General features: G+C 69.2%; 12 protein-coding genes. 6 read left to right on the top strand and 6 right to left on the bottom strand.

From position 1 onward, the window contains the following. Window positions 1-25: 25 nt before the first annotated feature. The 3 genes from ABD333_RS30740 to ABD333_RS30730 form a co-directional block, all read right to left on the bottom strand. Entirely contained in the window at window positions 26-2,278 is a 2,253-nt protein-coding gene (locus ABD333_RS30740; protein ID WP_344546026.1) for a transglycosylase domain-containing protein, read from the bottom strand. Window positions 2,279-2,878: 600 nt separating this feature from the next. Next, complete coding sequence (locus tag ABD333_RS30735) at window positions 2,879-5,209, bottom strand: transglycosylase domain-containing protein (RefSeq protein ID WP_344546025.1); 2,331 nt, start codon at window positions 5,207-5,209, stop codon at window positions 2,879-2,881. Window positions 5,210-5,969: 760 nt separating this feature from the next. Beyond that, window positions 5,970-6,353, bottom strand: a complete 384-nt coding sequence (locus ABD333_RS30730; protein WP_344546024.1) for a DUF5318 family protein — start codon at window positions 6,351-6,353, stop codon at window positions 5,970-5,972. 186 nt (window positions 6,354-6,539) lie between these two features. Between ABD333_RS30730 and ABD333_RS30725 the strand changes: the two genes are divergently transcribed. The 5 genes from ABD333_RS30725 to ABD333_RS30705 all read left to right on the top strand — a co-directional run bounded on the left by ABD333_RS30725 (window position 6,540) and on the right by ABD333_RS30705 (window position 12,864). Further along, the gene (locus ABD333_RS30725) at window positions 6,540-7,175 is read left to right on the top strand and encodes a PadR family transcriptional regulator (RefSeq protein WP_344546023.1); all 636 of its coding nucleotides are present in this window, start codon (window positions 6,540-6,542) and stop codon (window positions 7,173-7,175) included. Between the two features lie 73 nt (window positions 7,176-7,248). Beyond that, window positions 7,249-8,328 (top strand): inositol-3-phosphate synthase, encoded by a 1,080-nt coding sequence (locus tag ABD333_RS30720; RefSeq protein ID WP_344546022.1) that lies wholly within the window; start codon window positions 7,249-7,251, stop codon window positions 8,326-8,328. A 279-nt stretch (window positions 8,329-8,607) separates the two neighbouring features. Continuing rightward, the gene (locus ABD333_RS30715) at window positions 8,608-10,395 is read left to right on the top strand and encodes an ABC transporter substrate-binding protein (protein WP_344546021.1); all 1,788 of its coding nucleotides are present in this window, start codon (window positions 8,608-8,610) and stop codon (window positions 10,393-10,395) included. Window positions 10,396-10,472: 77 nt separating this feature from the next. Then, the gene (locus ABD333_RS30710) at window positions 10,473-10,868 is read left to right on the top strand and encodes a RidA family protein (RefSeq protein WP_344546020.1); all 396 of its coding nucleotides are present in this window, start codon (window positions 10,473-10,475) and stop codon (window positions 10,866-10,868) included. 706 nt (window positions 10,869-11,574) lie between these two features. Beyond that, a complete protein-coding gene (locus tag ABD333_RS30705) occupies window positions 11,575-12,864 on the top strand; it encodes an MFS transporter (RefSeq protein WP_344546019.1) in 1,290 nt (429 codons plus the stop codon). Here ABD333_RS30705 and ABD333_RS30700 read toward each other — a convergent pair. The 3 genes from ABD333_RS30700 to ABD333_RS30690 form a co-directional block, all read right to left on the bottom strand. Next, window positions 12,861-15,227, bottom strand: coding sequence for an ATP-binding cassette domain-containing protein (locus tag ABD333_RS30700; RefSeq protein WP_344546018.1), 2,367 nt, complete (start codon window positions 15,225-15,227; stop codon window positions 12,861-12,863). The two genes, ABD333_RS30705 and ABD333_RS30700, sit on opposite strands and share 4 nt — an antisense overlap. 206 nt (window positions 15,228-15,433) lie before the next feature. Continuing rightward, a complete protein-coding gene (locus ABD333_RS30695; protein WP_344546017.1) occupies window positions 15,434-16,753 on the bottom strand; it encodes an adenosylmethionine--8-amino-7-oxononanoate transaminase in 1,320 nt (439 codons plus the stop codon). Then, on the bottom strand, window positions 16,750-18,321 hold the full coding sequence (locus ABD333_RS30690) for a CCA tRNA nucleotidyltransferase (RefSeq protein WP_344546016.1): 1,572 nt from the start codon (window positions 18,319-18,321) through the stop codon (window positions 16,750-16,752). Before ABD333_RS30690 ends, ABD333_RS30695 begins: the two co-directional genes overlap by 4 nt. Window positions 18,322-18,696: 375 nt before the next feature. On the opposite strand from ABD333_RS30690, the gene ABD333_RS30685 reads away from it, so the two are divergent. Beyond that, window positions 18,697-19,386, top strand: a complete 690-nt coding sequence (locus ABD333_RS30685; protein ID WP_344546015.1) for an aminoacyl-tRNA deacylase — start codon at window positions 18,697-18,699, stop codon at window positions 19,384-19,386. Window positions 19,387-19,424: the final 38 nt, after the last annotated feature.

Here is a 19,424-nt window from a genome sequence, read left to right as displayed (position 1 = left end):
TGGCCAAAACAGCACGAACACCGGATCAGGGACCCCAGCCACCCTGGTCGCTCTGCGTTCGCGGCTGGTTCGAACGCTGATCCGGGTTCTGGCAGCGCGAGTCGTCCGGATGCCGCATGCACCACCACGACGGCGGCGGGTCGGACGGCGGGACGTCGGGGTCGCAGCCCAACGGCATGCCCCACTGGTCACACGGCTGGCCGCCGGAGTCGGGTGGGGGCGTCGGCGTGGTCGGTGTGGGCGTCGGCGTGCCCGGCGGGCACCGTTCGCCGTCCGGCGGGGCCGGTGCTCCGGGCACCTCCGGCTCGCACGACGGAGTCTTGGAAGGCCTGGGCGTGGGTGCAGGTGGGGGCGTGTCCCAGGCCTTCGGCACGCTGTCGCTGTAGGTCGGCTGGTCGAAGGCCTCCGGCGGCATGTTCTCGCCGGCGATCACCTTCTCCATGAAGTTCTTCCAGATCTGCGCCGGGATGGTCCCACCGTAGATGCTGTTGCCCCGGAAGCCGGGAATGCCGGAGATCGGCTTGACCTTCGTGTGGTACATCGTCACGGCCGTCGACAGCTGCGGCACGTACCCGACGAACCAGGCCGCCGCGTTCCGCTCCGTCGTACCGGTCTTGCCGGCGACCTCACGGCCGTCGCTCAGCTGCGCCCTGGTCGCCGTGCCGCTCTGGACGACCGACTTCATCGCGTACGTCGCCTGCGCCGCCTGATCCTTGGTCAGGACCCGCTCCTTCTCCTTGTCCCATGGCAGCGCGATCTTGCGGTACTTGCCATCGTCCTTCTTGACCTCGACCTTGGTGACCAGGTGCGGGGCGACGGGCCGGCCGCCGTTGGCGAACGCGGCGTACCCGGACGCCTGGTAGACGGCGGGGATGTTGGCGATGCCCAGCGACAGACCACCCTTGTTCCGGTGCGGGGCCAGCCACTTCTTCGGGATGCCCAGCTCCGTCGCGGTCTCGACGACGTCGTCGAGGCCGAGCTTGAGGCCGAGCTTGACGTAGGCGGTGTTGACCGACTTCTCGGTGGCCTTGACGAGGTCGATGACACCCATCGGCGGATCGCCCTCGTCGTTGTTGACCTCGTAGCAGTTGCTACTGACCGGCAGGTTGTTGCCTTCGCCGTCGAAGCACTGCGGCGACCTGCCCATGATGGTCGACTTGACGCTCTGGCCCTTCCTGAGGGCCGTGGCGAGCACGTACGGCTTGAACGAGGACCCCACCTGGGCACCCGGCGTGAAGACGGTGTCGACCTGGCTGCGTTGGGGATTGCCGCCGTAGAACGCCTTGATCTCGCCGTTCTTCGGGTCGACCGCGATGAGCCCGGCGCTGATGGTCTTCGGCCAGCGGCCGACGCCGGCCTCCACCATCGCGTCCTTGGCGTACTCCATCCACTTGGGATCGAGGCTGGTCGTGACGCGCAGCCCGGCGTTCTCGATGTCCGACGGGAGACCCTTGATCTGCCGGAGCTCGTCCAGGACCTGCTCCCTGATGAAGCCGGTCTGGCTGGTCTCCTTGGCGTCGCTCCACTTGTACGTCGTCTTCGGGAACTGCATGCTCTGCCGCGCCGAGGCGCTCAGCGCCTTCATCTCGACCATGCCGTCGAGGACGTAGTTCCAGCGGTAGCGCAGTGCCTGGTTGGCCTCGTCGTTGCCCCGGGTCTTGAAGTACGTCGGCTGCTGGATCATCGCGGCGAGCATCGCGCCCTGCGCGACGTTCAGCCTGCTCACGTCCTGGCGGAAGTAGGCCCGCGACGCCGCCTGGATGCCGTTCGCCTGACGGCCGAAGTAGACCGTGTTCAGGTACATCTCAAGGATCTTCGCGCGGTCGAGCTTGCCGGCGAGCTTCAGCGAGATGAAGATCTCCTTGAACTTACGGCTCATCGTGCGGTCCTGGCTGAGCCCCTTGTAGTAGTTCCGGGCCAGCTGCTGGGTGATCGTCGAACCGCCCTGGGTGTCGCCGCCGATGGCGGTCTTGAAAACCGCGCGGACGAGTCCCTTGGGAGAGACGCCGTGTTCGCTGTAGAAGTTGCGGTCCTCCGCGGCCAGCACGGCCTGCTGAACGTGCTTGGGCACCTTGCTCAGCGGAACCGACTCACGTGTGGCCCCCAGCCGCACGATGGGCGTCTTCCCGTCCTGATAGAGAATCGCCGAGCCCTGGTCGGTGACGCCGTCCTGCGGCTCGTCCGGGATCGGCGTGATCGCGTACCCGACCGCCACCAGCGTCACGGCGCCGAGGAACAGCAGGGCCGTCACACCGGAGACGACCTTCCATGACGGCACGTACCGTCTCCAGCCCTCACGACGAGGCCCCTTCGACCTTCGCCGCCCCCGCGACCCCCCAGATCCGCCGGGCCCACCCGGTCCGCCCCGTCCACCGCCCCCGCCACCCGGACGGTGTCCGCTGAGCCGACCCGGCCCGCCCTGCCCGGACGGCCTCGGAGACCTGCCGGGCATCGGCGAGCCGGCGGAGTTCCTCGCAGGCATGCCCGCCCTGCCCGGGCGGTATGAACCCTTTCTTCCTGAGTTCTCTCCGTAGTCCGGTCCGTACGGGCTTGGGTAACTCACACGCATCCTCGTTCGACTGGGGTACGGCTCTGCGTCGTCCGAGAGTACTGCGCACGCCGGTTACGGTGTGACCGCCGTGCTCGGCTCGCCTTTCAAAGGACCGCTTGAACAGCCAAAACGCACACGTTTGCCCTGACCTGCACCCCTCGGAGCAAGCGCAGCCGACTCCGCGGGCGATCCTCAACCTCCGGTACGCAACTCACCCCACAGGCGGTTCATCACCGCCAAAGCAGGCGTGGCGGGCCTCCACCATGGAGACCCGCCACACTCACATCCAGCCCGCAATCCGTCAGCCGCTACAGCCGATGGCCTCCGTCACTCCTCAGATCGGGGGGTGTACGGGAGAAAGAAGGCCGCCCGCTGCGATTGTTGCGGGAAGGGCGGGTCTTGGTCGCCCCCATTGCCGCCATCGTCACCGCCGCCTCGGCGGCAGGACGGGTACTGCTGCGCCAGGTCGGGGTTCGTGGCGCACCACCACCGCGGCGGATTCGGGCTCGGCGGCTTCCTGGGGTCGCAGTTCCCGTTCGGGATGGGCGTCTGGCACGGCGGCTTGTTGCCAGGGTCACCCGGGTCGCCCGGTTCACCGTCGTCCTTGCAGCGCGGGTGGTCCTTGAACATCGGGTGCTCGCACCACTTGGGCTTCTCGTCGCCCTCTTTCTTCTTCTTGGGCAGCTGGGCGTACTTGTAGACGGTGCCGTCCATCGTCGCCTGCGGGAACGGCTCCGGGCTCATCTTCCTGGTCGCGTCGACCATAAAGCTGCGCCAGATCTTCGCCGGGATGGAGCCACCCTCGACCTCCCCGATGCCGGGAAGGATGAGGGACTTCTTCCGCTTCAACGTCTTGTCGTAGTTGTCGTTGAACAACGTGACGGCGGTGGAGAGCTGCGGCACGTAGCCGACGAACCAGGTGGCCACGTTGTGGTCGGTCGTTCCGGTCTTGCCGGCCGCCTCACGGTCGGGAAGCCGCGCCGCCGTCGCGGTACCGCCGGTGACGACCCTGCGCATGGCGTGGGTCGCCTTCGCCGCTACGGTCTCATCGAAGACCTGACGCTTCTCCCACTTGAGTTCCTTGAACGTGGTCTTGTTGTCGGGCTTCAGCACCTTCTCGATCACGCGCGGCTGATGGTAGGTGCCGCCGTTGGCGAACGCGGCGTAGCCCGCCGCCTGTTCGACGGGCCGAATGTCGTTCGCGCCCAGGAACATTCCGGCGCCGCCCTTGTGACCCTTCAGGAGCGTGCTCGCGATGCCGGCGTCCGTCGCCGTCTTGAAGACGTCGTCGGAACCGACCTTGAAGCCGAGCTGGACGAACGCCGTGTTGTTGGACCACTGCGTCGCCTCGATCAGGTTCATCGCAGGCTTCGCGTGACCGGTCCGGAACTTCACGCCGCCCGGCGTGATATTGCCCTGCGTGTCGATCGGCACCATCGACCGGCCGTCGACCAGGCTCTGGAGGCTGTAACCCTTCTTGAGAGCGGTGGCGAGAACGTACGGCTTCATCGCAGAACCGGCCTGGGCGGACCCCTGCCAGACGTTGTCGAACGCCTGGTCGAGGTAGTCGGGCCCACCGTAGAAAGCCCGCACCTTCCCGGTCTTCGAGTCCACCGAGATCAGACCGACCCGGATCTTCTTCTTCGCCAGCTTCTTCGGATTCACCTGAGGGACTGTCTGCTCCGCCGCGCGCTTGGCGGCCACCATCATCGCCGGGTCGAAGGTCGTGTAGACGCGGAGCCCCTGGGTGGTCAGCTGCTTGCTGGTGATGCCCTGACGCTCGAGCTCCAGCTTGGCGCGCATGAGCATGTAACCCTTTTGCCCGCCGAACAGATCACCGGACGCACCCGCGCTGTAGTAGCGGGGCAGTCCCTTCGCCTTGTAGGCGGCCGCCTGCGCGGAGTCCATCTTGTCCATGGTGACGAGGCCGTTGAGCGTGTACTCGTACCGCTCCTTGATCCAGGCCTTGTTCTTGGCCTCGGACGGGTCCCGGTTGGGGTTCTGGATGAGTCCGCCGAGGAAGGCCGCCTGATCAGGCCTGAGCTCCCACACGTTCTTCTTGAAGTATTCGCGGGAGGCGGCTTGGACACCATAGGTATCGCGACCGAAGTAGATGGTGTTGAGGTAGAGCCCTAGGATTTCGTCCTTCTCATACCTCTCTTCAAGCTTCATCGAGATGAAGAGCTCTTTGAACTTCCGGCTCATCGTCCGGTTGTCGACGTCGGAGTAGTGGTTCTTGGCCAGCTGCTGGGTGATCGTGGAGCCACCGCCCCGGCCACCGGTGAGGTTGACCCACACAGCCCGCGCAGTGCCCTTGATCGAGATACCGCGCTTGTCGCTGTGGAAGCTCCGGTTCTCGGCGGCGAGCACGGCGTCCTGGACGAAGTCCGGCACTTTGTCCTTCGTGGGCTTCTCGCCCTGCCCGCCCAGCTGTACGATCTGCCGCTTCTTGCCGATCCGGCCGATCTCCTTCTTGCCGCCGGCGTAGTAGAAGATCGAAGCCTGGTCGTCGACACCCGTGTTCGTGGGCTTTTGAGGAAGCGGAGTCTGGGCGTAGGCGACGGCGATCATGGTGCAGAGGGCCGCGAAGCCGAGGAGCATGACGCCGACCACCGCTCGCCACGGAGGCAGGTAGCGACGCCAGCCTTGCCGCTTCACCCCTGGGCCGAGCAGAATCCGCTTCCAGCCGGTGCGTTCGGTCGGGTTCTTGGGGGCGTCGAAGCCAGTGGGGCCACCTGGTCCGCCGGGGCCACGGCCTCCGGGGCCACCTGGCCCGCCGGGGCCACGGCCTCCGGGGCCGCCTGGGCCTCGGCCGTTCGGGCGGCCGTTCGGGCGGCCGTTGGGGCCGCCCAGCCTTCCGGGGCCGCCGGGGCGGCCTCCGGGACGCGGTGGGGCCTCAGCGCGGGACGCTGCGCCTGCCGCCGCGCCCGCTCCTGCCGCGCGGGCCGGGGCGCCAGGGCGTCCTGGAGCACCTGGACGGCCGGGTGGGTTCGGGCGGCCGGGTGGGTTCGGGCGGCCGTTGCCCGCGGCACCCGGGCGCGCTGCGCCGCCGGGACGGCCGAGGCCGTTCGGCTGTCCGGAACCGTCGGGGCCCCCGGGACGTCCGACTGGAGCGCCGGGCGCCCCAGGACGGCCCGGCGCGCCGGGGCGGCCGGGCAGGGCGGAGGACTGGGGGGCTCCCGGCCGGGCGGGAACGCCACCTGGCTGGCCGGGGCGGGGGTGCTGCTGCCCGCCCGGCCGCGGCGACCCGGGTTCTGGTCGGGGCTGGCTTGGATTACTCACGCGACCTCATCAACGGGGGTAACGGCTGGTGCGTCGTCCGAAGAGTACTGTGCAGGCTGGTGAGCGGGTTACTGCCGTGCACGGTTGTGACGCCCTGACATGGGCCGTCCTCGCTGGTCGCGAGGCCGCCTGGGAGCTATCCCCGCTGGCTGCGGGGCTCGTGCCCATGGCCGAGGACGTATGACACCGACAAGTGATTCCAGGCGCAACCCTGGCACACTTCGACCACATAGACCCTGAATTCTCCGTATTCACGGTCCATCTCAGCAAGATCGGCAGTCGCCTTGACCCTGCCCTCGTAACGGCCCAGTTCGTCTCCGTAAACATAGGTGACGTGGGTGAGGTGCTCGCGGCCGCAGATCGGACAGGGCTTGTCGGTGGGTTCGCCGTGGTACCTGGCGGCGCGCAGGAGATAGGGGTGGGCGTCACAGGCCTCGTCCCTGGTCAGTGCGCCGGCGCGCAACTCGGCCAGGGCCGCTCGTTTCGCGAGGCCGTAGTCCACGACCAGCCTCGGTCTCATGGGCGGTTGCTCCGACCCCACATGCCAGCAGAGTACGGCTCTGATCCGCCCTTTGGAAGATCACTTACGGGGCGCGGCGGGCCTCGACTTGCCAGGACGGGCACCGGTACGTATCTTTCAGATGTATCGAGTCGATACATTCGGTCGATACATCAAGTCGAGACATCGGCTCTACGGGAGTGGAACATGAGCAGTAGGAAGGGACAAGGCGTGCTCGAGCTCGCCGTGCTCGGCCTGCTGCACGAGTCCCCGATGCACGGCTACGAGCTGCGCAAGCGGCTCAACACCCTGCTGGGCATGTTCCGCGCCTTCTCGTACGGCTCGCTCTACCCGTGCCTCAAGCAGCTCCTCGCCAACGGGCTGATCATGGAGGACCGGCCGGAGGAGCCGACCGTGCCGCTGGCACTCCAGAGCCGGCGCTCAAAGATCGTCTACAAGCTCACCGCCGAGGGCAAGGAGCGGCTGCAGCAGCTCCTCACCGAGGCCGGGCCGGCGTCCTGGGAGGACGAGGGGTTCGGCGTGCACTTCGCCTTCTTCTCGCACACCCGCGCCGACGTCCGGCTGCGGATCCTCGAAGGGCGGCGCAGCCGGCTGGAGGAACGCCTGGAGGGCGTCCGTGCCGCGCTGGCGCGCACCCGTGAGCGGGTGGACAGCTACACCCTCGAGCTGCAGAACCACGGGCTCGAGTCCGTCGAACGCGAGGTCAGGTGGCTCAACGAGCTCATCGGGCGCGAGCGGGCGGAGCAGGATCGGCAATCACAGCAAGAGCAAGCACAGACTTCGAATACGACTCAGGACATGCCTCGGGAGACGGGCCGCTGACCGCGGTTCCGCATTCCCCTCGGGGTCGGGTGAAACACACCACATGTTCCGCAAGAGAGAATGGAGCAACCGGATGGGTTCGGTGCGCGTAGCCATCGTGGGTGTGGGCAACTGCGCCTCTTCGCTCGTCCAAGGTGTCGAGTTCTACAAGGACGCGGCCCCCGAGACGCGAGTCCCCGGCCTGATGCACGTTCAGTTCGGCGACTACCACGTCGGTGACGTGGAGTTCGTCGCGGCCTTCGACGTGGACGCGAAGAAGGTCGGCATGGACCTGTCCGAGGCCATCCACGCGAGCGAGAACAACACCATCAAGTTCGCCGACGTCCCGCCGACCGGCATCATCGTCCAGCGCGGCCACACCTTCGACGGCCTCGGCGAGTACTACCTCGACATGGTCGAGGAGTCCGACGCCCAGCCGGTCGACGTCGTGCAGGCGCTCAAGGACGCGCAGGTCGACGTGCTGGTGTCCTACCTGCCGGTGGGCTCGGAAGAGGCCGACCGCTTCTACGCCCAGTGCGCCCTCGACGCCAAGGTCGCCTTCGTCAACGCCCTGCCGGTGTTCATCGCCAGCGACCCCGAGTGGGCCCAGAAGTTCACCGACGCCGGTGTCCCGATCGTCGGCGACGACATCAAGTCCCAGGTCGGCGCGACCATCACGCACCGCGTGATGGCCAAGCTGTTCGAGGACCGCGGCGTTGAGCTGCTGCGCACGTACCAGCTCAACTTCGGCGGCAACATGGACTTCATGAACATGCTGGAGCGCAAGCGCCTCCAGTCCAAGAAGATCTCCAAGACCCAGTCGGTCACGTCCCAGATCCCGCACGAGATGGCCAAGGCCGACGTGCACATCGGCCCGTCCGACCACGTGCCGTGGCTCGACGACCGCAAGTGGGCCTACGTCCGCCTGGAGGGCAAGTCCTTCGGCGACACGCCGCTCAACCTGGAGTACAAGCTCGAGGTCTGGGACTCCCCCAACTCGGCCGGCGTCATCATCGACGCGGTGCGCGCCGCCAAGATCGCCAAGGACCGCGGCATCGGCGGCCCGATCCTGTCGGCCAGCTCCTACTTCATGAAGTCGCCGCCGGAGCAGTACAACGACGACCAGGCCCGCGACGCCGTCGAGGCGTTCATCCGCGGCGACGTCGAGCGCTGAACGACCGGAGCCGCAGGCAGCCGCTGAACGGCCGGAGCCGCTGACGGCGGCCCCTCCGGTCCCGGACGGGACTGAGAGGCTGGTCACAAAACACACCCAAGGACGCCCTGACAGTGGACAGCACTGTCAGGGCGTCCTTACTTCTATAAGGAAATGGTGATGTAGCGGCCGTTGTCACGCTCTGGCCCTACTCTGGCACCGCCGGTGATGGTCGAGTGCTCACGGGCGGGGTCGCCGGAGAGGCCGCCCGTGGGCCGGTCGGTCTGTGGAGGAACGGGGATGGCAGGCGAGGCACGAAGGGCGACCGCGGGGCTGCTGGGGCTCGCGATGGGGCTGACGGGCTGCGGCGGTGGTGGCGGCGACTCCGAGGGCACGAACGCTGGGCCGCCACGCGACGGCGGCACTCTCCGGATCATCGGGTCGTCCGACGTCGACCACCTCGACACCGCCAGCGCCAACAGCACCGGCGCGCACGGCCTCAACCGCACGTACGCGCGGACCCTCTTCGGTACGCGGGCGTCCAACGAGTTCAAGGAGACCGTGCCGGTGCAGGCCGACGTCGCGGCCAGGGTGCCGAGCAAGGAGAACGGCGGCATCAGCAAGGACGGCCGTACGTACACGATCAAACTCCGCGAGGGCGTCCGGTGGAACACGCGCCCGCCCAGGCCGGTGGTCGCGGCCGACTTCGTCCGCGGGATCGAGAGGCTGTGCAATCCGGCCTCCCCGGCGGGAGGCCTCGCCTACTACGTGTCCACGATCCGCGGGATGGACGGCTACTGCCGAGGCTTCGCCAAGGTGAACGCGAAGGACGCCGACACCATCGCCGCGTACCAGAACAAGCACGCGATCCCCGGCGTCCAGGCCAAGGGCGACGACACCCTCGTCTTCAAGCTGCGCCGGCCGGCGAGCGACTTCCTCAACCTGCTCACGCTGCAGTTCACCGCCGCCGCGCCGAAGGAGTACGACGCGTACGTGCCCGACAGCCCCGAGTTCCGGCAGCACACGATCTCCAACGGCCCGTACCAGATCACGTCCTACAAGCCTGGCCTCTCGTACGTGCTGAGCCACAATCCGGCCTGGCGGCAGGAGACCGACCCGCTGCGCGAGCGTCATGTCGAGAAGATCCAGCTCACTCTCGGCCAGGACTCGCCCGACACCGTTCAGCAGCAACTCGAACAGGGCACCGCCGACCTTTCGTGGGACCAGCCGGTGCCGGTCACGGCGATCTCCCGCCTGCGGGGGTCGCAGGACGACCGGTTCGCCATCCGGGACACGCCGAGCAGCAGTCCGTACCTGGTGTTCAACACCCGTGGCCGGACGGGCGGCGGCGCGCTGGCCAGGCGTGAGGTACGGCAGGCGCTGCAGTACGCGGTCGACCGGACGACGCTCATCAAGATCGTCGGCGGCCCGGAGGTGGCCGAGCCGCTGCACACCATCATCCCGCCGGGCAACGCCGGCCACTTCGCCTCCAATCGCTACGCGACGCCGGGCGAGAGCGGCGACCCGGTCAGGTGCCGTCTCCTGCTCGCCAAGGCGGGGGCGCCCAAGGACCTCACGTTGAAGTTCCCCTACCGCGTCCAGGGCACGCACAAGCGCATCGCCGAGTCGATCAAGGAGAGTCTCGGTGCCTGTGGCGTGAAGGCCGAGCTCATTCCGGACACGGGGGGCAACTACTACGGCAAGACGCTCGCCGATCCGGCCAAGGCCCGTGACGGCGTCTGGGACATCGCCGCTCCGGGCTGGACGCCCGACTGGTACGGCAACAACGGCCGTTCTCTCATCCAGCCGTTGTTCGACGGCCGTACGTACGGGCCCAACTCGACCAACTTCGGCGGCTACGACAACCCCCAGGTCAACGCCCTCATCGACAGTGCACTCACGGCATCGGACCAGGGCCGCGCCGCCGGCTACTGGCAGCTCGCCGATCAGAAGATCATGGAGGACGCGGCCGTCATCCCGCTCCTCAACCGGGCTCTTCCGATCTTCCGTTCCGCCCGGGTGCGCGGCGCCCGCTATCTGCCGACGGCCACCGGGTACGACTACACCCGGCTCTGGCTGGCCTCCTGAAGCGTGGCCCAGATCACCACCAGGCGCGACCCTGGACGGCTATCCTGGATATCTAACCTCCAGAAAGGTGGACAACGATGTCGCACACCATCGTCAACCCGAGCGAGCTCCACGACCCGGTGCGTTTCGGCTACAGCCACGTCGCCGAGACCTCCGGCGGCCTGGTCTTCATCGCCGGCCAGTACGCGTCCGACGGGAACGGCGAGGTGCCCACGGCCGACTTCGCCGAACAGGTCAGGCTGTCCCTCGCCAACCTGCGCACCGCCCTCAGGGCCGTCGGCCTGGACTACGAGCACGTCGTCCAGCTGCGCACGTACATCGTCGACCACGACCTCGCCAAGCTGGAGATCCTCGGCCGTCACATCGGAGAGATCTGGGGTGGCGAGCCCCCCACGCAGACCCTCAACGGTGTCGCCGCCCTCGCTCTCCCCGGCATGAAGTTCGAAATCGACGCCATAGCCGTCCGCCCCTGACCGCGCCCACACCGCATGCAAGCCCGGCCACCGCGCCAAAGCCCCACGCCACAGCCCCGCGCCACGAGCGCCGAACGCCGCCCCGCCGGCTCGCGCTGCAGCACCGAGCCCTGCCCCGCAGGCCCGCGCCGCAGCGCCGAGCCCTGCCCACAGGCTCGCGCGCCACAGCACCAGCACCGAGCCTTGCCCCCGCAGGCCCGCGCCACAGCACCGAGCCCTGCCCACAGGCTCGCGCCACAGCACCAGCACCGAGCCCTGCCCCCGCAGGCCCGCGCTACAGCAGCGAGTCCTGCCCGCAGGCCGCGCGCTACAGCACCGAACGCCGCACCACAGGCCCGCGCACAGCACCAGCACTGAGCCCCACCCCCGCAGGCCCGCGCCGCAGCGCCGAGCCCTGCCCACAGGCTCGCGCGCCACAGCACCAAACCCCGTGCTACAGGCCCGTGCCACAGCACCGAACCACCCGCGCCGCAGTCCGCGCTACCGCACTGAGCCCCCCGCGACACAGGCTCGCGCGACAGCACCAAACCTCCAGGAGTCCAGGCCCCCGCTGCAGCCTGAGCTCGCCAAGCTACGGCTGGGCTCCGGCCATGGTCCAAGCGGTGCGGCATTGAGACCGGTGCAGCTCAGATACACCGGTGCGGTACCTGAATGGAGCGGATACCGCCCGGGTCTGGGAGGTGAGGAACGCGCGTAGGGTGATCTGGTGAGGGCCAGTGAGTTGCGGGTGATCCTGCGGGGGCGGGATTTCCGGCGGCTGTACGCGACGCGCCTGGTCTCGCAACTCACCGACGGTCTGTTCCAGGTGGCGCTGGCGGGATGGGTGTTCTTCTCGCCCGAACGGCAGACGTCCGCCGGCAAGGCCGCCGCCGCGTTCGCCGTGACCCTGCTGCCCTACTCGGCCCTCGGTCCGTTCGCGGGTGTCTTCATCGACCGGTGGCAGCGGCGCCAGATCCTGCTGTGGACACCGATCGTGCGGGCGCTGATGGTGGTCGCGGTCGCCGGGCTGGTGGCCTCCGGCAATGACGGCCTTCCGTTCTTCCTGGGCGTGTTGCTCGTGCTCGGGGTCAACCGGTTCTTCCTGGCGGCGCTGTCCGCCGCGCTGCCGCACGTGGTGCGCCGTGACCATCTGGTCACCGCCAACGCGTTCGCGGTCACCTCGGGGACGATCGTGGCGTTCCTCGGCGCCGGTGTGGGGTATCTGCTGCGGCAGGTGTTCGGCGCGGGTCATAGCGGCACCGCGCTCATCCTCCTCTGCGCGGCCGGGCTCTTCCTGCTGGCGGGCGTCGTCGCGACGAGCCTGCCGCGCGGTCGCCTCGGGCCTCACCTGGACGAGGTCGCGGCGCAGACGCGGGACGCGCTGGGGAACGTCGTGCACGGCCTCGCCGACGGGGCCAGGCACATCCGGGACCGGCCCTCCGCGGCCCTGGCGCTCGGCGCGATCTCGTTCCACCGGTTCGTGTACGGCGTCATCCTGATCATGACGCTGCTGCTCTGCCGCAACCACTTCACCACCGACGCCGACGCCGGCCTGGGCAAGTTCGCGCTGATGCTGGGGGTCTCCGGGGCCGGTTACTTCGCGGCGGCGCTGATCACCCCGCCGGTCGTGCGGCGGATCAGCAAACAGGCCTGGATCGTCTGGCTGCTCGCCGGAGGTTCGGGGGCCCTGCTGGCACTCGGCATGTCGTTCACCGAGCCCGCCTGGGCGGCCGGAGCCTTCGCCCTGGGGGTGGTGTCGCAGGGGGTCAAGCTCTGCGTCGACACGATCCTCCAGGAAACGATCGACGACGCCTATCGCGGCCGGGTGTTCGCCGTCTACGACATGCTCTTCAACGCCACGTTCGCCGCCGCAGCCGCAGCCGCAGCAACCTGGCTTCCTTCCGACGGTGTCTCGTACCCGACCCTGGCCCTGGTCATCGTCGCGTACGCCCTCAGCGCCGTCGCCTACCGGACCGTGACCTCCCGCATCACCCGCCATCCGCTGAGGACGACCTAGCACCTAGCCCGCAGATACGTCGCGGTGAGGCTGTCCGGACAGGCCGCGACCTCGCGCGGCGTCCCTTGGGCCACGATCTGCCCGCCCTCGTCGCCGCCGCCCGGACCCAGGTCGATCACGTGATCGGCGGCGGCCACCACGTCGAGGTCGTGCTCCACGACGACCACCGTGCTGCCGCCGTCGACGAGGGCGTGGAGCTGGCGCATCAGCACGTCGGTGTCCGCCGGATGCAGGCCGGTGGTGGGTTCGTCCAACAGGTAGAGAACGCCGGAACGCCTGGTCCGCTGCAGTTCGGTGGCCAGCTTGATCCGCTGTGCCTCGCCGCCGGACAGCTCGGTCGCGGGTTGTCCCAGCCGCAGGTAGCCGAGGCCGACCTCCTGCAAGGTACGGAGCGAACGGGCTGCGGCGGCCACATCGGCGAGGAACCCGGTCGCCTCGTCCACGGTCAGGTCGAGCACGCCCGCGATGGTCACGCCCCGGTAGGTGATCTCCAGAGTCGGCGGGTTGTAGCGGGCACCGTGACAGTCCGGGCAGGGCGCGTACGTGGTCGGCAGGAAGAGCAGTTCCACCGAGACATGACCCTCGCCTTGGCACGTCTCGCAGCGCCCGCCCGCCACGTTGAACGAGAACCGCCCGGCATCGTAGCCACGCGCTCTGGCCTCGTCCGTCGCTGCGAACACCTTGCGCACCGCGTCGAAGAGCCCGGTGTAGGTGGCCAGGTTGGAGCGCGGCGTACGGCCGATCGGCTGCTGATCCACCCGCACGACCCGCCCGACGGCCGCAGCCTCGGCCAGTACCTCGATCAAGGTCGACTTGCCGGAGCCGGAGACGCCGGTGACCGCCGTGAAGGCGCCCAGCGGCACGTCCACGTCGAGGTCGCGGAGGTTGTGGCGGGTGACGCCGCGAAGCTTCATCCATCCGGCGGGTGAACGAGGCGTACGCGACGGCCGTTCCGCCTCGCCGAAGAGATAGCGGCGGGTAGCGGACGCCTCGACATCTTGCAGTCCCTCGACAGGCCCGCTGTAGAGGATCCGGCCTCCGTGCGTTCCGGCGAGCGGGCCGACGTCCACGACCCAGTCGGCCCGGCGGACCACGTCCAGATCGTGTTCGACCATGAAGACGCTGTTGCCCGCCGCCTTGAGCCGCCGGAGTACCGGCATCAGCGCTTCGGCGTCGGCCGGATGCAGGCCCGCGGACGGCTCGTCGAGCACGTACACCACCCCGAAGAGGCCCGAGCGCAGCTGGGTGGCCAGCCGTAGCCGCTGGAGTTCACCGGCGGAGAGCGTGGGGCTGGACCGGTCGGTGCTCAGATAGCCCAGGCCGAGCTCCAGCAGCACCTCGATGCGACCGACGAGCTCCCGCGCCAGCACCGTCGCCGGACCGCCGCCGCCTTCGTCCGCGTACGGCCGGAGGAGGCCGGCGAGCGCGATCAGCGGAAGCGCCGCGAGCTCGGAGATCGTACGGCCGGCGAACGTGACCGCCAGCGCCTCGGGTTTGAGGCGGTGCCCCTCGCAGACCGGGCACACCGTACTCACCAGGAACTCGGCCGCCTTCCGGCGTCTGCTCTCATTCTTGGACTCGGCGTAGGCACGCAGCACGAGCCGCTTGGCGCTGGAGTAGGTGCCCTGGTAGGGCCGGTGGATGCGATGCGCCTCACGTACGGGATGCACGGTGACGACCGGCTGCTCGTCGGTGAAGAGGATCCAGTCGCGTTCCTCCTGCGCCAGCTCACGCCACGGGCGATCGATGTCGTACCCGAGCGTGGCCAGGATGTCGCGCAGGTTCTTGCCCTGCCAGGCACCGGGCCAGGAGGCGACGGCGCCCTCCCGGATGCTCAGCGAAGGGTCCGGGACCAGTGAGCCTTCGGTGACGTCGTGCACCATGCCGAGGCCGTGGCAATTGGGGCACGCGCCCACGGGAGTGTTGGGCGAGAACGAGTCGGAGTCGAGCCGTTCGGCCCCGGGCGGGTAGTCACCGGCGCGCGACACCAGCATCCGCAGCGAGTTGGAGAGGGTGGTGACGGTCCCGACCGACGAACGTGAGGACGGCACGGAACGGCGCTGCTCCAGCGCCACGGCGGGCGGCAGGCCGGTGATCTCGTCCACGTCGGGCACGCCGACCTGATGGACGAGGCGCCGGGCGTACGGCGCGACCGACTCCAGGAAGCGGCGCTGCGCCTCGGCGTAGAGCGTGCCGAACGCCAGCGAGGACTTCCCCGACCCCGACACGCCGGTGAACGCGACCAGGGAGTCACGCGGGACCGCGACGTCCACGCTCCGCAGGTTGTGCACCCGCGCCCCACGCACGCGCACGAACGGGTCGTCCGCAGCGGTGTCGTGGCCCCCCGGCGTCGCGTTCCCCATGATCTACAAGCTACAACCCGTCCTCGCACGTCAACCCGCCACGACCGACCGCTCGCTCAGCGCGGATGCCGCGCGTGGACGGGCATGGCCGGCACACACGCCGCACATGGCGCGCACGGCACGACGCGCACAGCACGGCACGGCGGGCGTGGACGGCGGGCGTGAACGGCGGGCGTGGACGGCGGGCGTGGACGGCGTGGCGGGGCTTAGAGGGATTCGGCGGCGGCGTACATCGCCTCGGTGATGTGGCCGATCTCGTCCTCGGAACAGACGTACGGTGGCATCGCGTAGATCAACTTGCCGAACGGGCGGAGCCAGACGCCGTGGTCCATGACGGTCTTCTGGATGGCGGGAACGTCGACCGGCTCGCGTGCCTCGATGACACCGATCGCCCCCAGCACCCTGACGTCGGCGACGCCCGGAAGGTCGCGGGCGTCCTCCAGGCCCGCCGTGAGCAGGGCCTCGATCGTGTCGACCTCCTCTTGCCAGTCGCGGGAGAGCAGGAGGTCGATGGAGGCGTTCGCGGCGGCGGCCGCCAGCGGGTTGGCCATGTAGGTCGGGCCGTGCATGAGCACCCGCGTTCCCCCGTCTCCGGCGGCGATCCCCTCGGCCACCCGGTCCGTGCAGAGCGTCGCGGCCATGGTCATGTATCCGCCGGTCAGGGCCTTGCCGACGCACATGATGTCCGGCGCGACCTCGGCGTGGTCGCAGCCCCAGAGCTCGCCCGTACGGCCGAACCCGGTGGCGATCTCGTCGAGGATCAGCAGCAGGCCGTGCTCGTCCGCCAGCTCGCGCAGGGCCCGCAGGTATTCGGGGGCGTAGAAGCGCATGCCGCCCGCGCCCTGGGCGATGGGCTCGGCGATGATCGCCGCGAGCTCGCCCGCGTGGGCGGCCACGAGGTCGGCAAGGTCGCTCAGGTACGCCTCGTCCGGCTCGGCCTGGTAGCCGCTCGGGGGTTTCGGGGCGAAGACGTGCTGCGGCAGGACGTCGGTGAAGAGGTGGTGCATGCCGTTCACCGGGTCGCAGACGGCCATGTCGCCGAACGTGTCGCCGTGGTAGCCGCCGCGCACCGTCAGCAGGCGGTGCCGTCCGGAGTGGCCCTGCGAACGCCAGTACTGCAGCGCCATCTTGATCGCGACCTCCACCGCGACCGAGCCGGAGTCGGCGAAGAACACCTTGGTGAGCGGCTCCGGGCTGAGCTCGACGAGCCGCTCCGCGAGCCCGATCGCCGTCGGATGGGTCAGCCCACCGAACATCACGTGCGCCATCTTGCCCAGCTGGCGGGTGACGGCCGCGTTCAGCTCCGGGTGGTTGTGCCCGTGGATGGCCGCCCACCAGGACGCCATGCCGTCGATGAGCTCGGTGCCGTCCGCCAGGGTCAGGTGCACCCCCGACGCCGAGACGACGAGCTCGGCCGGGTAGGCACCGGGCATCGGCGCGTACGGATGCCATACGTGCTCACGGTCGTACGCCAGCAGGCGCTCGGACTCCTGCGGGCTCATCCGGCCAAGCCTGAGCTGGATCATGAACTTTCGTCCTCGCTCGTGCGGTCCGTACTCACGCCTTTTGTGCCCACGCCGTCAACGCCCGGCCGGTCGGCGCCAACAGGGGTGCCTGACTTATCCAAAATGCCTTGCTCGACGGCCCAGCGGCGGAGCTCGCCGACGGCGGCGTCCTTGCCGATGAGACCGCGGTCGAGACGGAGTTCGAGCATGTAGCGGTAGGCCTTGCCGACCAGAGGGCTCGGCTTGATGCCGAGGATCTCCTGGATCTCGTTGCCGTCGACCTCGGGACGGATCGAGGCGAGCTCCTCCTCCTCGGAGAGCCGCGCGATCCGGGTCTCCAGATCGTCGTACGTGCGGCGCAGGCGGTCGGCCTTGCGCTTGTTGCGCGTCGTGCAGTCGGCCCGGGTCAGCTTGTGCAGCCGCGACAGCAGCGGCCCGGCGTCGCGCACGTACCGGCGTACGGCCGAGTCGGTCCACTCGCCCGTGCCGTAACCGTGGAAACGCAGGTGCAGCTCGACCAGCCGGGACACGTCGGCGACGACGTCCTTGGGATAGCGCAGCTCGGTCAGCCGCTTGCGGGTCATCTTGGCGCCCACGACCTCGTGGTGGTGGAACGACACCCGTCCGCCCGCCTCGAACTTGCGGGTTCTCGGCTTGCCGATGTCGTGGAGCAGCGCCGCCAGCCGCAGGACCAGGTCGGGCCCGTCCTCCTCCTGCGCGATCGCCTGTTCCAGAACGATCAGCGAGTGCTCGTACACGTCCTTGTGCCGGTGGTGCTCGTCGATCTCCAGCCGCAGCTTGGGCAGCTCGGGCAGCACCTCGGCGGCCAGGCCGGTGTCGACCAGCAGGGCCAGCCCCTCCCGGGGGTAGGTGCCGCAAACCAGCTTCGAGAGCTCGTCGCGCACCCGTTCGGCCGAGACGATCTCGATCCGGCCCGCCATGTCGGTCATGGCCTGGACGACGTCGGGCGCCACGGTGAAGCCCAGCTGCGAGGCGAAGCGCGCCGCCCGCATCATCCGCAGCGGGTCGTCGCTGAACGAGTCCTCGGGGCGGCCGGGCGTGCGCAGCACCTTGCGCTGGAGGTCGGTCAGCCCCCCGAACGGGTCGACGAACTCGTGCCCCGGCAGGCGCGCCGCCATGGCGTTGACCGCGAAGTCGCGGCGGCGCAGGTCCTCGACGAGCGAGGTGCCGTACGCGACCTCCGGCTTGCGGGACTTGGGATCGTACGACTCGCTGCGATAGGTCGTGATCTCCAGCTCGTGGCCGCGCTTGCGGAGCCCGACCGTGCCGAACTCGATGCCGATCGTCCACACCGAGTCCGCCCAGCCGCCGATGAGCTCCAGGACCCGGTCCGGCGGCGCGTCGGTGGTCAGGTCGACGTCCTTGCCGGGACGGCGCAGCAGGGCGTCCCGCACCGGGCCGCCGACGAGGGCCAGTTCGTGCCCGGCCGCCGCGAACCGCTCGCCGAGCTCGTCGGCGACGGGCGCGACCCGGCGCAGCAGCTCGGCGATCGCGACGCGCTGGGGCTGCGAGGCCCGCGACGACGGCTCATGCGGTTCAGGGGTGGAATTCTCTTCAGGCACGGCCATCGAGCGTATTTCCTTGGTGAGCGGCTGACAAAAGACTTTGGGACGATCCCGGCCGGGAAGAAAGGTAAGAGGCCTCTTCACACGTCGCGATCCCCGGGTTACGTTCTGGACACCCCGAACAGGACGCTCGCGCGGCCGCCGGTCAGAGCTTTCCGTACGACCAACGGTAGCGGGGGCCGATGGGGTGATCGGTACGGCCCGGCGCGAGAGGTACCGCGCACGCACGCATGGTCACAGTGGCCACACGGGACGCACGGCGAGGATAAAACCCGGCGCCGTGGGTATGTGGGGAGATCCCCCAGCGGAGCAGGGAGGCGGGGGCCAAGAAAGACATCGGGGGTGTGCGGGGCCTCCCCGCAGAACGGAGCTGAAGAGATGAAGGACGCTCTCACCATCCACCGCGCGCTCCTCGAACGGGAGACCCTCCACGAGATCGTGCGGCTCCCCATCGCGATCGCGCACGCCGACGAACTGCCCAAGGCGTTGGGACTTCCGGCGGGCCGATGCCTGGTGACGCGCGTCTATGCCTGCAACGACGTCCACCGGGGCCAGCGCTTCCTGGCAGGCGTGATCGTTCCGGCGGGCGTTCGTCCACCGGCCGAGCAGATCCGCCTCGCCGTCGGTGCGCGGCTGATCCGTCCCGCCCGGCCCGATCTCGTCAACACCGTCACCGACTACGCGGCGGGGCTGGTCTGCCCGCTGCTCCTGCCGGATTCGATGCCACTGCTGATCGGCGAACACACCATCGGCGAGCTTCCGGTGGACGACGTCGTCTACACCGCGACCGGCGAGGCCTCCACGGCACTCGGCATCCGGGCCCTGGACCTGTTCGCGCTCAGCGGCGCCAAGCCGGTCGATCTGAGCAGCGCCCGGGCAGCCGGCGAACGACCTGTCCAGCAGGTCGGTGAGCAGGCCGGCAAGCGCGCAGGGAAGGACGCGGAGACGCAAGGCGGCCGGCACGCCGGGAAGGACGCGGGCGCGCAGGCCGGCGAACGGACGGCCGCGACCACGACGGGCAGGCGTACGCCACTGAGCTTCCCGAGGATCCGGCACGGTCTTCGCTGATCATGCGGATCGACCGAATCGCGGGCAGGATTGGATCT

Source organism: Actinomadura fulvescens, assembly GCF_039533225.1.
GTDB lineage: Bacteria > Actinomycetota > Actinomycetes > Streptosporangiales > Streptosporangiaceae > Spirillospora > Spirillospora fulvescens.
Note: the sequence above shows the minus strand (reverse complement) of the source record. Positions and strands in the feature narration are given on the sequence as shown.

What these genes read in the sequence shown, in the direction of transcription:
- ABD333_RS30730 (WP_344546024.1), bottom strand. Translation starts at nt 6,353, where the DNA reads ATGAGACCGAGGCTGGTCGTGGACTACGGCCTCGCGAAACGAGCGGCC.
- ABD333_RS30710 (WP_344546020.1), top strand. Translation starts at nt 10,473, where the DNA reads ATGTCGCACACCATCGTCAACCCGAGCGAGCTCCACGACCCGGTGCGT.
- ABD333_RS30700 (WP_344546018.1), bottom strand. Translation starts at nt 15,227, where the DNA reads ATGGGGAACGCGACGCCGGGGGGCCACGACACCGCTGCGGACGACCCG.
- ABD333_RS30725 (WP_344546023.1), top strand. Translation starts at nt 6,540, where the DNA reads ATGAGCAGTAGGAAGGGACAAGGCGTGCTCGAGCTCGCCGTGCTCGGC.
- ABD333_RS30685 (WP_344546015.1), top strand. Translation starts at nt 18,697, where the DNA reads ATGAAGGACGCTCTCACCATCCACCGCGCGCTCCTCGAACGGGAGACC.
- ABD333_RS30720 (WP_344546022.1), top strand. Translation starts at nt 7,249, where the DNA reads ATGGGTTCGGTGCGCGTAGCCATCGTGGGTGTGGGCAACTGCGCCTCT.
- ABD333_RS30715 (WP_344546021.1), top strand. Translation starts at nt 8,608, where the DNA reads ATGGCAGGCGAGGCACGAAGGGCGACCGCGGGGCTGCTGGGGCTCGCG.
- ABD333_RS30695 (WP_344546017.1), bottom strand. Translation starts at nt 16,753, where the DNA reads ATGATCCAGCTCAGGCTTGGCCGGATGAGCCCGCAGGAGTCCGAGCGC.
- ABD333_RS30690 (WP_344546016.1), bottom strand. Translation starts at nt 18,321, where the DNA reads ATGGCCGTGCCTGAAGAGAATTCCACCCCTGAACCGCATGAGCCGTCG.